A 13,986-nucleotide genomic window follows, 5' to 3' on the forward strand; every position below is an offset into this window, starting at 1 on the left:
ACCTAATTTGACAAAAGTATCAAAAAAAAACCAGTCACCGAAATGACTGGATTTTTTTAATCACCTGCAAAAAAGCAAATTATTACTCAGCTGCGGTGTTCGCTTTCTTAGGTGGGCGACCACGAGGACGACGCGGGCGAGCTGGTTTTTCACCTTCTTCGTTTGCATTGTCTTCAGTTGAGCTATCGGCTTTCTTTTCAGTTTCAATAACTTGAGCCGGTTCTTCAGCTTTTTTTGCTTTTGGCGTCGGTGCTTCTGCAACCGGCGCTTCAACTTCAAGTTCAGCTTGAACTGGTTCACTTGGCGCTTCTGTTGCTACTTCAGCTGGTGTTACATTTTCTGTAACAGCTGTAGTCGCTTCAGTCACTACTGGTGCTTCAACCACTTCCGAAGGTGTTACTTCAGTTGTTGTTTCAGCAGGTGCAGCAGCTTCAACCGCCTTCACATGATCTTGCTTCGCTTGTTCAGCTGCAAGTTTTGCTAAACGACGACGTTCACGTGGGTCATTTGCAACGCGATTGTCAGACGCTGGCTTTGGCGGAGTTAAATCCAACATAGGCGCAGGTTCGGCTTGCGGTGCTGCTTTTGCTACTTGCACATCACGGGTAACAGGCTTTTTCTCTACCGCTACTTCAGTCTGAGTTGCTTGATTTGCAGCATATTCATCTGCAAATTTTTGTAACGCGCGGTTGAAGGTTGGAAGTAGTCCAAATTGCTCGATCAATACTGAACAATCTTCTCCATATACATGGCGAATCAAGCTGCCCACATTGTATTGAGCAAGTTCAGGGATTTGCGATGGCGCAATTTTTGGAGCCTGTGCCTGTTGAGCACGTGCTGCACGTTGTTCGCGGCGGCGTTGACGTGGGTCATTGCTGGCACGACTTGGTTTTTTCTCGTTTGCCTTGTGTTGTGGCTCTGATTTCTCAGCTTCCACAGCAACAACAGGTTGTTCAACAACAGCAGCAGCTTCTACGACAGGAGCAGGAGTTGGCTGTTGAGCCTGTTCAACAGGCGCTGGATTTAATGCAACGATCTCACTTTGTGCTTGATCTACATTGACCACCAAAGCAGTTGCCATAACGTCTTGTTGAGGTGCATTCACTAACTCAACTTTCGGCTGGCGGTTGTGCTGTGTCGGAGCAGTTTGCTGTTCAGCAGCAACTTCCTGTGCAATCGCTTGTTCATTTAACACGCTTTGATCGCGTTGGCGATTTGGGCGGTTCGGGCGTTGCTGGTTGTTGCGGTCACGACGTGGAACAGACTGCGTTTGTTCATTGTTTTGAACATCTTGCTGTGTGTTTTCGTTGTTGTGCTGACGGCGAGAATTGCGACGATTTTCACGTTGGTCTTGACGGTTGTTGTCTTGACGCTCTGAACGTTGCTCTTGACGGTTGTTGTCTTGGCGCGATTCATTGCGTTGCTCTTGGCGATTGTCATGACGCTCAGAACGTTGTTCTTGACGGTTGTCTTGACGTGATTCATGACGATCTTGACGGTTGTCTGAACGTTGCTCTTGGCGCTGTTCATGGCGATCTTGACGTGAAGGTTGTAGCACTTCTTCATGAACTTGATGTGATTGAGCATCTTGTTCACGTGCTTCTTTGTGCTTGTTTGGACGCTTCTTGTTGTGACGTTTTTCTTCACGTTCAGCTTTTTCTAAGCTGTCACGTTCTTGTTTATGTACAACAGATGAAGGTGCAAGATAAGCATTACTATCAGTAGTTGCTACAGATGCAGCAGCATTAATCTGACCGAATTGACCGCGGCTAGAAGCACCGTTGTTCACCATTTGCTCAATCGCTGCGGCTGCATTGTTTGCAGTGCGAGATTGATCAACGGTCGCTGCTTGTTTTTGAACAAACAAGTTTTCAAGCCAAGCGCATGGGCTGGTTGATGCTGTAGGTGCAGGAGCTGCGACTTGAACAGGCGCTTGCTGAGCTACATTTTGTTGTTGGTGCTTGTTCTTCTTATGGCCTTTTTCTTGTTGTGGTGCAGGTGCTTGTTGTTGCGCAGCAGCTTGTTCTTCACCTAAGTGCCATTCAGATGCTTCGTAGCCCAACTCTTTTTCACTTGAACGTGTAGCTTCAGTACGTTCATAGCTGGTTGGTGCAAAGCCTTCAGGATTATACGAAATTTCGTAATGTGGTGTTTCTAAGTGTGGGTGAGGAAGCACAGTCACACGTACATTTGAAGTTTGCTCTAAATAAACAAGACTGTGACGCTTTTCATTCAATAAGAATGCAGCGATTTCAACAGGAACTTGTACTTGAACTTCACCATGACGTTCACGTAGTGCAATTTCTTCCACTTTGCGCATGATTGAAAGTGATAGAGAGCGTAGGTCACGTACCATACCTGTGCCATGACAGCGAGGGCAAACATAACCAGTGGCTTCTTCAAGTGATGGGCGTAAGCGTTGACGGCTCATTTCCATTAAACCAAAGCGAGACAATTGGCCGAATTGAATACGGGCACGGTCGCTTTGTGTTGCTTCACGAAGTTTTGCTTCAACCATACGTTGGTTGCGGTCTTTGGTCATGTCGATGAAATCGATCACAACTAAACCACCGATATCACGTAAGCGTAATTGGCGTGCAATTTCTTCAGCAGCTTCAAGGTTGGTATTGAGTGCAGTATCTTCTACATCGCTACCACGAGTTGATTTTGCTGAGTTGATGTCAATTGAAACCAATGCTTCAGTTTGGTCAATCACAATTGAACCACCTGAAGGTAATTTCACTTCACGCTCATAAGCTGTTTGAATTTGGCTTTCAATTGCAAAGTGTGCAAATAAAGGCTCATTCAAGGTATAGGTTTTAAGCTTGTCGAGTTGACGTGGCATAACTGCTTTTACGAAGTTATACGCCTCGTTATAGGCTTGTTCTGAGTCAATTAAGATTTCAGCAACGTCATCACGTAAATAGTCACGAATAGCACGTGTAACCACGCCTGCTTCTTGGTGAACCAACATTGGTGATGGGCCAGAGTTTGAAGTACTTTGGATTTGTGCCCAAAGGTCTAGCAAATGCTGTAGGTCAAGTTGTAGTTCTTCTTGTGAACGGCCAATGCCTGCAGTACGAACGATCACGCTCATGCCACGAGGGACATTTAAAGACGCCAACATTTCTTTTAATTCTTCACGAACTGAACCAGAAATTTGACGGCTAATACCACCACCTTTCGGGTTGTTTGGCATTAATACCAAATAACGACCAGCGAGTGAAATAAATGTTGAAAGTGCAGCACCTTTGTTGCCACGTTCTTCTTTTTCCACTTGAACAAGAAGTTCTGTACCTTCAGTGATCAATTCGCGGATGTTCGAAGTTTGGCGAGGGTCTGCTTTGTAATAAGAATTCGCAATTTCGCGCATCGACAGGAAGCCCTGACGACCTGCACCATATTCAACGAATACGGCTTCTAAAGAGGGCTCTACACGGGTCACATGACCTTTATAGATATTCGATTTTTTTTGTTCACGGGTACGATTCTCTAAGTCAAAATCGTAAAGACGCTGACCAGTGACAAGTGCAACGCGAATCTCTTCGGCATGTGTTGCATTAATCAACATACGTTTCATGGGTGTAACACCTAATAGTGATACACAGGAGAACATCGCTTGATTCGTAGCGAGCATCACACATCATGGATCAATGTGCTCAGATCACAAAAAGTGTGTACTGAGCATTTTTACCGGCCTTCTTTTGGTGGGCAACGGTTTTTGATTCACGTATTGATGATGGCAATACGGCTTCAATCTTTTAAACGATTAAAGTCACCTGACTCTTTCACTGGCGGACAAACGGTGCATTGGATGTGAGTAACTTTCACTGTCACATTGCTCGAAGAGCATCCATTCATATCTGATAGAGCGTCTTGATACGGAATTATCGTCGTACCTTTACAAACTGTGCAGATCCAATGCATCAAACGTTGTGGCCTGAAGATATTTCAGGGAGCGACTGGTCTGATGTGTATCAGTTTACGTTTAAAAACCAACCTTGGTTGGCGCATATTTTTTTGCGGCAAACTGTTTTATGTACCTACGGTACAATTAAACGCAACAGTTTGCTGTTTTGCCGATATAATAAGCCTTCGGCGTCGGCATAATTCTTTTGGGACCTTTCCGAGCTAAAATGAGTAATGTGTTGAAAGTTCAAATGCAGTGAATACTGAAAATGAATCAACTTTTACTCAGTTACGGTGGTTTCCGTGCGCTGACTATATCAAACCTTGCATCATCTGCCTATGGGCTAAGCTTATGTTTCTTGCGAAAAGTATAGCTTAAATGATCATTTTTTATTCAATTTTAGTATTTTTTTTAGGTCACAGTAACTGTATGAATTCTACGCAAGAATGGCAAAGCGTCACCTGGTTTGAAGTGGACGAGCATCAGGCGGGTCAACGTATTGATAATTTCCTGTTTAGTCGTCTTAAAGGTGTGCCTAAAAGTCGCATTTATCGCTTGATTCGTGAAAGCCAAGTACGTGTAAACAAGAAACGTGTAAAAGCAGAAACCAAATTAAATATTGGCGATCAAGTCCGTGTTGCGCCAATACGCTATGAGCAAAAAGATGAAACGGCGGCACCCGTATCTGACAAAGTTGCGCAAAGCCTGCTTAGTCGTGTGGTGTATGAAGATGAAGGCTTAATGGTCGTGAACAAGCCTTCAGGTATCGCTGTACATGGCGGTAGCGGTGTGGCTTATGGTCTGATTGAAGGCTTACGTGCGGCAACAGGTAAAAAGTATCTTGAACTGATTCATCGTATTGACCGCGACACTTCGGGTCTGGTGATGATTTCTAAAAAACGCAGTGTGTTAAAAAGCTTACAAGACATGCTACGCGAACACAAAATCCAAAAAACCTATGCGGCTGTAGTAAAAGGCGTGGTGAGTTTGGATAAGCAACTGATTGATCAACCTTTGCATCGTTATGAACTTGCTAATGGTGAGCGTCGTGTACGTGTGTCTAAAGAAGGGAAAGACTCAAAAACCCAGTGGAATGTTAAAGAGCGCTTTATGCATGCCACATTGGTATATGCATCTCCACTTTCAGGTCGTACCCATCAGATTCGTGTGCACGGTTTAAGTATTGGTCATCCATTGGTGGGTGATGAAAAATACGGCCATGAAACTGAATATCGTGGCCCGAAGCCACGTCGTTTGTGCCTACATGCAATGCGCTTAGAAATCCCTGGTTATCAAACGATTGAAGCGCCTTTGCCTGAAGATATGCAAAGCATTGTGGCTCAGCTACGTGCACAAAAGGCAGACAAGGTAGTGAAGTCTATAGAAGATGATGAGTAAGTTTTAATCTATCTTGTATGTTGATGCTTATGAAAGTTTTCATCTTTAATTAAAGAGGGGCTAGGGGAGATGTTGTGAATTGACCTCTCCTAAACCTTCACTTGCGCTTCAATTTAAAAGCATTGCTTTAAATCTTGCTCAGGAGAGGGCTTTAATAGCTGAATCAAATATTAGGAACCTTATATGAACTCACCTGTAAAACTGGTCATTTTCGATTGGGATGGCACTTTATTTGATTCAGTTGGTCAAATTGTCTCGAGCTTAAAGTTTGCAGCTCAAACTTTTGAACAACCATTAACAGATGCCGATGCGAAAAGCATTATTGGCTTAGGTCTGCCTGAAGTGGCACAGCGATTATTTCCGACTGTGCCTGAGCTGCATCACGACATTTTGCAAAGCTACTCTGAGCATTATGTGGCGAACTCTAAGGGCGATATGTGGTTTACAGGTGTCGCTGAAATGTTAAATGAACTGAGAGCTGCAGGTACACAATTGGCTGTTGCCACAGGCAAGAGTCGCAAAGGACTGGATCGTGTATTGGCGCAAACCAATAGTCGTGATTTATTTGTTACTACACGTGCTGCAAGTGAGACTAAATCTAAGCCAGATCCACTGATGCTTGCGGAAATATTAGCAGAAACAGGCATCGCTGCTGAGCAGGCTATTATGGTGGGGGATACATCCTACGATTTGGAAATGGCGCGTAATATTTCGATGCCGCGTATTGGAGTGTCCTACGGAGTACATAGTGTGGAAACGTTGAAAAGTTTTCAGCCATTGTCGATTGCGCATGATGTTGCAGAGTTGCAACAGTTGTTATTGCAGTACGTAAGTTTGAGTGAAGCTGTATAAAACAAATATGTTGATCTTTAATTCAGTGTGAAAAGGAAAGTTCGCTTTCCTTTTTTTGTTTGAGACTGGCGATGACGCGCTGTAACAAAAAGGAAGCATCGTTAAAATCCTTTAAATCGGGCTTTTAAAAACCTCTTGTTTTCAACAGTTATATGTGGGTTTGTGTGAAAAATAAACGAATAATCTAATCTTTTAGTCGTAGATGACTGTTTTTTTAACAGGAAGATGAATTTTTCGGCGCTTTATGGGTAGTTTAATATTTAGAAAAATAACTTTATGTTTTTGTTTTTAATCAATAAAACCAACTGAAATTATAGGATTTAACTATAGTCATAAATAAAATAAGTATTGGCATGAAAAGCTGAAAATCTTGATTCTAAAGTGGTTTAAAGATAGATGCGTTTCATGTGAAGGACGGGCAGCAAAGTCGATTGCAGATGCTGAACCGAGGCAACTCCTGATTCCTGTCACAGCGCTATAAGTCCATTTTTTGCAGTTTAAGGAAACATTGATGTCGAATTCTGCTGTTGTTGAATCAGTTGCGCAAGCTTTACGTAACGCTGAATTATCTCAAGCTGCGATTGCACCTATTCGCCCACAACTTGGTGGTGAAAGTGCAGATGTAGATATCGCTTATGCCGTTCAGGAAGAAAATACCAAACGTGCACTTGCTGAAGGTCGCCGTTTAGTGGGCCGTAAAATTGGTTTAACGTCTAAAGTTGTTCAAGCGCAGCTTGGTGTGGATCAACCGGATTTCGGTATGTTGTTCGCAGACATGGCTTATGGCGATGGTGAAGAAATCCCAGCAGGTCTACTTATTCAACCGAAGGTTGAAGCAGAAATTGCATTGGTGATTAACCAAGACTTGACCAAAGATAAACACACTTATGCAGACATTATCAGCGCAACAGAATATGCGTTGCCTGCCATTGAAGTTGTGGATAGCCGTATTGAAAACTGGAAAATCTCTTTGATTGATACAGTTGCTGACAATGCTTCATCAGCAGGTTTTGTATTGGGTTCAAAGCCTGTAAAACTTGAAAACCTTGATCTTGTGAACTGCAAAATGATCATGACACGTGGCGAAGAAGTTGTGTCTCAAGGCGTGGGTAAAGCATGTCTTGCAAACCCAATGAATGCTGCGGTTTGGCTTGCAGATGAAATGGTACGTCGTGGTCGTCCATTACTTGCAGGTGACATCATTTTAACAGGTGCGCTAGGGCCAATGGTTGTGGCAAACCCAGGCGATGAATTCAAAGTTGAAATTGAAGGCTTCGGCTCTGTAACAGCTGCTTTCGCTGCTGAATAATCCCAGATTCAAAGAGAGTACATTCATGAAAAAGATTAAATGTGCAATGATCGGTCCAGGTAACATCGGTACTGATTTGCTTTACAAATTACAACGTAGCGAATGGTTAGAGCCAGTTTGGATGGTGGGTATTGATCCTACTTCTGAAGGTCTTGCTCGTGCTGCGAAAATGGGTTTGAAAACCACTGCTGAAGGCGTAGATGGTCTTCTTCCTCACGTTCTTGAAGATGACATCAAAATTGCATTCGATGCAACGTCTGCATATGTACATGCTGAAAACAGCCGCAAGTTAAACGAACTTGGCGTGTTAATGATTGACTTAACACCTGCAGCGATTGGTCCATTCTGCGTACCACCGGTAAACCTTGAAGCATTGCTTGCTGCTGGCGAAGTGCCAAACGTAAACATGGTAACTTGTGGTGGTCAGGCGACTATTCCTATGGTTGCTGCAGTTTCTCGTGTTCAACCTGTTGAATACGGTGAAATCATTGCAACTGTATCGACTAAATCCGTAGGTCCAGGTACACGTAAAAACATCGATGAATTCACACGTACAACTGCGGGTGCAATTGAGAAAGTTGGTGGAGCAAAAGCAGGTAAAGCGATCATCATCATTAACCCTGCTGAACCACCATTGATGATGCGTGACACTGTTCACTGTCTAGTGGAAGGTGAGCCAGATCAAGCAGCGATCATTGAGTCAGTTCACGCAATGATCAAAGAAGTTCAAAAATACGTACCAGGTTACAAGCTTGTAAATGGTCCAGTATTTGATGGCAACCGTGTTTCTATTTACTTAGAAGTTGAAGGTCTTGGCGATTTCCTACCGAAATATGCAGGTAACCTCGACATCATGACAGCAGCAGCTGCACGTACTGCAGAAATGTTTGCAGAACACGTTTTCAATAAAGAAGAAGCTTAAGGAGCAACCTCATGTCTAAGATTATTGTTCATGATATGACTTTACGTGATGGTATGCACCCACAGCGCCATCAAACCACTGTTGAGCAAATGATTGCCATTTCAACAGCACTTGATGATGCAGGCGTACCTTTAATTGAAGTGACTCACGGTGACGGCCTTGGCGGTTCATCTGTAAACTACGGTTTCGCTGCTGCAACTGACGAAGAATACTTGTCTGCTGTTGTGCCACGTATGAAAAATGCAAAAATTTCTGCATTACTTCTACCTGGTATCGGTACGGTTGACCATTTAAAAATGGCACATGAAATTGGTGTTTCTACTATTCGTGTGGCAACTCACTGTACTGAAGCGGACTGTTCTGAACAGCACATCACAGCTGCACGCAAGTTAGAGATGGATACTGTGGGCTTCTTGATGCTTGCTCACATGGCAACGCCTGAAAAATTGCTTGAAGAAGCGAAGAAGATGGTGTCTTACGGTGCAAACTGTATCTATGTCACTGACTCTGCAGGTTACATGCTTCCCCAAGATGTACTTGATCGCGTAGGTCACTTACGTCAGCATTTAGATTCAAGCATTGAGCTAGGTTTCCACGGTCATCACAACTTAGGTATGGGTGTTTCTAACACTGTTGCTGCGGTTCAAGCTGGTGCAGTACGTGTCGATTTAGCATCTGCTGGTCTTGGTGCGGGTGCAGGTAACACGCCACTTGAATTGTTCATTGCAGTTGCTAACCGTATGGGTATGGACACTGGCGTTGATTTGTTCAAAGTACAAGACGTTGCTGAAGATCTTGTGATTCCAATGATGCACAACCCAATTCGTGCAGACCGTGATGCGGCAACTTTAGGTTATGCAGGTGTTTACTCATCATTCCTATTGTTTGCTAAACGTGCTGAAGCTAAATATGGCGTTTCTGCGCGTGAAATCCTCATGGAGCTTGGTCGCCGTGGTACGGTTGGTGGTCAAGAAGACATGATTGAAGATTTAGCGTTGACAATGTCTAAAGCTAAAGAAGCAAATGCTTAATTTGATTTAAGTATCTGTTTAAAAAGGCGCCCAAAAGGGCGCTTTTTTTATAGCTCTTAGCAACCGCATTGAAATTTGCGATCGAGGATGATGTGTAGGTGAATTTTAATATTACTGTCAGTATGAAGTTGGGTCTGTTCACTATGCGCTCACGGTTCATTTCATTTTAAGCACTAAGCTTCAATAACATATTGAAAAAATTATGAAAAACAGCATTAAATTAAATTTAAGCCAGATATTAAGTATTTGATATTTATATAATAAATATATGATGTGATTGTTTTATCTTATAATTTAAATGAGGATGAATCTCAGATAACCATTTTGATTAAACTTAAAAGCAATTAATAACTGACTTGTAATTGCATAAAAAATAAAAAAAAGAATTTTGATTTAATAAAACAGGCATTTAATTAAATCGCTTGGTACAAACAGTGAAAATAACTTATTGCTTAAATATCTAAAGAAAAATAGTTACTTTGAGTAAAACAGTCCTAAGAATAGAGCTTTGGCTGAAACCTTAATACTGTAGTCGGATTTTTAAAAAGGGCATTGTTTAGCATGATGGTGCCATAGCTTAATTTGATTACTGGGAAATAAGCCATGCGTCGTCAAAATTTATGGATAGCAATTCTTGCTGCGACAGCAACATTAGGAACTTCTGCAACTTATGCAGATTTTGTTGACGATAGCCAAGTGCAATTAAAATTTAAAAACTTCTATCTTGATCGCCAAATCAAAGAAAATCCTGCAGCGAACTGGGGTTCATGGTCGCAAGGGATCACTTTGGATGCGAAGTCAGGTTACCAAGATATTGGTGCTGGCATTCAAGTAGGTGCAGATCTTTTGGTACAACATGCATTCAAATTGAATGCGCGTGATAAAAATCCAGACTGGATTTTGCCGCATGATGGCAAAGAATCAAAAGATAATTTTGGGAAGGTTGGTGCGACATTAAAAGCCAAAGTATCTCAAACTGAATTGAAAGTAGGTGAATTATTACCTGTTTCTCCAGTTTTAGTTTTCGATCCATCACGTCAGTTGTTGACGACTTATAGTGGTGCATGGTTGGAATCAAAAGATGTAAAAGATACTAAGTTAACCTTGGCTTACATCGATGGCATTAATAACCGTTATGACAATCAGTTCCGTGAGTTAACTAAATTTGCGCCACCAGCAAATTATGATACAGGTGCGGAAGCGGATGGTATGTACATTGCGGGTATTGATCACCAATTTACACCTGAGATTGGTGCAAGCTACTGGTATGCCGATGTACAAGATATTTATACCCAGCAATATGTTGGTGCAAACTATAAAACCAAGTTAGGTGAAAAAGCCAAACTTGATAGCCATGTACGTTACTTCGATAACTCAGATTCGGGTGACAAATTATATGGTGAAGTGGATAACCAAGCATTATCGGTAGGTGCAAAAGTGAATTATGGTTCACATACCTTCGGTTTAGGTTATCAACAAATGTTTGGTGATACAGCATTCCCGACATTGGGTGGATGGGTGCCTCAGCCTTATTTGGTGAACTGGGGTGTAGCAACATTCACCAATGTAAATGAAAAATCATGGGGCTTCACCTATGGTTATGACTTTGCTGAGTTGGGTGCGAAAGGCCTAAATGCAACGGCTGTTTACTTCACTGGTTCTGATGCTGAAGTTAAAACAGCGCAAGGTGCGCTAAAAGATCAAAAGTCGGATGAATTTAATTTGATCGTAAATTACACCGTACCAGAGGGTAAATTGAAAGGTTTAGGCATTCAAGGAATGTATATTGACGCCAATTATGACTGGAAATCAGACCTGAAAGAGTACCGCGTAGCAACGACCTATACGTATAAGTTCTAATTAAAGCAATGAAAAAGCGGGAAGATAAATTGGCATTTCCCGCTTTTTTTTTAAAGGCCTATTCAAAAGCGAAATACCACAATAATCATAAGGGAATTATGATTATTTAATTCTTTAAAAACAAATACTTAAATTATAGTCATTTTGTTGTTTATGATCGTAAATATGTATCAGTTACAGTCTATTGAACAGGTAATATGAGACTGTAAAAACACAAAATTCGAAAGAGTCCCTCTTGGGTTTAAAACCGCTATGGTTTGAAACACAAGTTCTACGCAATACGAGGAGCATGTATGAGCACTGTTCAGATTCCTGACTATACAACTGATTCATTCTTTGGTTTAGAAGATAAATGGATTGAAACTGCTGAAGGCGAATTGACTCATTACCACGAAGTGGGTGAGGGTACACCAATTCTATTTTTACACGGTTCAGGTACAGGTGTATCTGCTGCTGCTAACTGGTGGTTGAACCTACCTCAAATTGGTGAACAAGCACGTTGTATCGCAATCGACACGATTGGTTATGGTCAAACTGTTGTTGCACCGAATACTGCGTATGGTATCCGAGCTTGGGTTGATCACGCCGTGCGTACGTTAGATGCACTTGGTATTGAAAAAACTTGGTTAGTGGGTAACTCACTTGGTGGTTGGTTAGCATTCCAAATGGCGCTTGACTATCCAGAGCGTATTTTGGGTATCGTTTCTATGGGTACAGGTGGTGCGAAACAAACTGCAGCACTTAAAGCACATGCAAACCCAGTATTAACTGAAGAAGGGATCAAGAAAACTTTGTCTATGTTTGTTGTAAACAAAGACTTGATTACTGATGAATTAGTAAAAGTACGTTTCGCTTCTGCTGCAAATGACTATGCATCAAATCGTTTGATGGATGTTGTTGGCGCACGCGACCGTGACCGTTTCGAATTCCCATTAGATTTCGAAAAAATGAAAGACATTACTGTGCCAGTATTGTTGATTCACGGTGTACAAGACGTGGTGATTCCTGTATCTCGTACTTGGGATATTTTGAATACCGTTCCTCATGCTGATGCGCATATTTTCAGCCAATGTGGCCACTGGTCTCAAGTTGAAAAAGCAGAAGAATTCAACACCGTGATTAAAGATTATTTAAAAGCGCGTGGTGTGTAATTTCTTGTCACTGACATGAACTTCAAAAAAGGATGGTTTTGCCATCCTTTTTTTATATAAATCTTTTGACAGAAATAGTTTAAATGAGTATTATTCTCATTAATGGGTGCCAAAATGAGTCTCTTGTATTGAGAAAAGTTTGAAAATTAATCCATATAAATAGTAGGGAATATGGTTTTACTTATTAGACTTAAGTTGTAAAACGGCATTTTTTAGCTAAGTTTATAAATATCAAAACTAAAATTTATAAGTTATTTCCCATAAACACACTTTCACTGATAGATAAAAAGCGTCAATTAAAAGCTTTGAACGATTAAAAATAAGGCTAAATTGGACAAAAAAAAGCACCATTATTCATTTTAAAAATAATGGTGCAGTTTTTTCATTTTTTGATTTGATGAAAATTAACGCTGTTCGCGATTAATATCCAAGTAAAAAACTTTGGTTAATAGCTCAAGGAACTTATCTACTGCGACTGAAGTCGAATTTTTACGGTAGCTTACGTACAAATCGAGGTAGGGTAATTCGACATCTAATGGGCGAATCACCGTGTTATTCATGGTCAATGGTGCGATATAACCAGGTAGAATTGTGCAGCCTAAACCCATACCAATTGAGTTGATATTAAACAAAATATTGTCGGCTTTTTGAACAATATTGAATTGAATACCATGTGCGGCAGCGAAGCCTAAAATTACTTCGTGCAATGTGCCTGATTGCTCACGTGCAGGGATAATAAAATCGATCCCGTTTAAGGCTTTTACAGGGATACGTTCATACTTCGCTAAAGGATGATCTTTTGGCAAAATAAAGATTAAAGGTTCACGTAATACAAACTGGCTTTCCACTTCATCATTGTGGAAGTTGTTACGTGTGAAAGTGATGTCTAGTTCACCTTTTTGTAGCAGTTTCATCTGCTCAAGGTTGTTTAAACTCAATAATTCAATCTTTAACTCAGGGTTTTGTACACGCAGATTTGGCAAGACGTATGGGAAGATTTTCATCTCAGCTACAGGTACAAAACCAATGCGCAACATCTGTTGTTTGGCTTGTGAAACCTGACGCGCCATGGCTACAGCCTTGTTTGCTTGAGCAAGTGTCAAACGTGCTTGTTCAAGAAATACGGCACCTTCTTCTGTGAGCTCAACTTTACGTTTAGTACGGTGTAAAAGTCGAACGCCGACATCTTCCTCAAGGTCTTTGATTTGCTGACTTAAAGAGGGTTGAGCGGTATAAAGTTTCAACGCAGCTTTACTGAAATTGAGTTCTTCAGCAACGGTAATGAAGTATCGTAGGTGTCGTAATTCCATAAAATTCAGCCCGTAGAGTAATCCAAAAAATGTCTTACTATTAAGTTGATTCAGTATAATCTATAAACAACTATTGCGTGTAGATTATTTTGCCATTCAGCAAATAAATGGTCTTGGTCAGCTGAAAACGGTTTGTCTATAAAAAAATCCTACCGTAATAATCCATAAAATCTCTTAATTAAAACAAAATAAATATTTCCCGAAAATCGCTCTAAAATCCATCATCGTTGAAAAGTTGAGTCT

Annotated in this window: 9 protein-coding genes; 7 read left to right on the forward strand and 2 right to left on the reverse strand. The window is 41.3% G+C overall.

The annotated features are described in order from the left end of the window. Window positions 1-82: 82 nt before the first annotated feature. Window positions 83-3,580: an Rne/Rng family ribonuclease gene (locus tag FTT84_RS00925; RefSeq protein ID WP_180079678.1), complete on the reverse strand. Its 3,498-nt coding sequence runs from the start codon at window positions 3,578-3,580 to the stop codon at window positions 83-85. 759 nt (window positions 3,581-4,339) lie between these two features. Here FTT84_RS00925 and FTT84_RS00930 point away from each other — a divergent pair. From FTT84_RS00930 to FTT84_RS00960, 7 genes are all read left to right on the forward strand, one after another. Further along, the gene (locus FTT84_RS00930) at window positions 4,340-5,308 is read left to right on the forward strand and encodes an RluA family pseudouridine synthase (protein ID WP_067763966.1); all 969 of its coding nucleotides are present in this window, start codon (window positions 4,340-4,342) and stop codon (window positions 5,306-5,308) included. A gap of 183 nt (window positions 5,309-5,491) precedes the next feature. Then, entirely contained in the window at window positions 5,492-6,160 is a 669-nt protein-coding gene (locus tag FTT84_RS00935) for an HAD-IA family hydrolase (protein WP_067763964.1), read from the forward strand. Between the two features lie 511 nt (window positions 6,161-6,671). After that, entirely contained in the window at window positions 6,672-7,469 is a 798-nt protein-coding gene (locus FTT84_RS00940) for a 2-keto-4-pentenoate hydratase (protein WP_180058389.1), read from the forward strand. Between the two features lie 25 nt (window positions 7,470-7,494). Next, window positions 7,495-8,391: an acetaldehyde dehydrogenase (acetylating) gene (locus FTT84_RS00945; protein WP_180079619.1), complete on the forward strand. Its 897-nt coding sequence runs from the start codon at window positions 7,495-7,497 to the stop codon at window positions 8,389-8,391. An 11-nt stretch (window positions 8,392-8,402) separates the two neighbouring features. Then, window positions 8,403-9,422 (forward strand): 4-hydroxy-2-oxovalerate aldolase, encoded by a 1,020-nt coding sequence (dmpG, locus tag FTT84_RS00950; RefSeq protein ID WP_067763955.1) that lies wholly within the window; start codon window positions 8,403-8,405, stop codon window positions 9,420-9,422. A 603-nt stretch (window positions 9,423-10,025) separates the two neighbouring features. After that, window positions 10,026-11,282, forward strand: a complete 1,257-nt coding sequence (locus FTT84_RS00955) for an OprD family outer membrane porin (RefSeq protein ID WP_180079621.1) — start codon at window positions 10,026-10,028, stop codon at window positions 11,280-11,282. A gap of 293 nt (window positions 11,283-11,575) precedes the next feature. Continuing rightward, on the forward strand, window positions 11,576-12,433 hold the full coding sequence (locus tag FTT84_RS00960) for an alpha/beta fold hydrolase (protein ID WP_067763949.1): 858 nt from the start codon (window positions 11,576-11,578) through the stop codon (window positions 12,431-12,433). Window positions 12,434-12,837: 404 nt separating this feature from the next. On the opposite strand, the gene hcaR is transcribed toward FTT84_RS00960, so the two are convergent. Then, the gene (gene hcaR, locus FTT84_RS00965) at window positions 12,838-13,743 is read right to left on the reverse strand and encodes a DNA-binding transcriptional regulator HcaR (protein WP_180058394.1); all 906 of its coding nucleotides are present in this window, start codon (window positions 13,741-13,743) and stop codon (window positions 12,838-12,840) included. Window positions 13,744-13,986 lie beyond the last annotated feature (243 nt).

This window comes from Acinetobacter sp. YH01019 (assembly GCF_013420285.1).
Lineage (GTDB): Bacteria > Pseudomonadota > Gammaproteobacteria > Pseudomonadales > Moraxellaceae > Acinetobacter > Acinetobacter gandensis.

Bases quoted from the DNA above. Each gene is read 5' to 3' on its own strand.
- FTT84_RS00930 (WP_067763966.1), top strand. From the start codon at position 4,340: ATGAATTCTACGCAAGAATGGCAAAGCGTCACCTGGTTTGAAGTGGAC.
- FTT84_RS00940 (WP_180058389.1), top strand. From the start codon at position 6,672: ATGTCGAATTCTGCTGTTGTTGAATCAGTTGCGCAAGCTTTACGTAAC.
- hcaR (WP_180058394.1), bottom strand. From the start codon at position 13,743: ATGGAATTACGACACCTACGATACTTCATTACCGTTGCTGAAGAACTC.
- FTT84_RS00955 (WP_180079621.1), top strand. From the start codon at position 10,026: ATGCGTCGTCAAAATTTATGGATAGCAATTCTTGCTGCGACAGCAACA.
- FTT84_RS00960 (WP_067763949.1), top strand. From the start codon at position 11,576: ATGAGCACTGTTCAGATTCCTGACTATACAACTGATTCATTCTTTGGT.
- dmpG (WP_067763955.1), top strand. From the start codon at position 8,403: ATGTCTAAGATTATTGTTCATGATATGACTTTACGTGATGGTATGCAC.
- FTT84_RS00945 (WP_180079619.1), top strand. From the start codon at position 7,495: ATGAAAAAGATTAAATGTGCAATGATCGGTCCAGGTAACATCGGTACT.
- FTT84_RS00925 (WP_180079678.1), bottom strand. From the start codon at position 3,580: ATGAAACGTATGTTGATTAATGCAACACATGCCGAAGAGATTCGCGTT.
- FTT84_RS00935 (WP_067763964.1), top strand. From the start codon at position 5,492: ATGAACTCACCTGTAAAACTGGTCATTTTCGATTGGGATGGCACTTTA.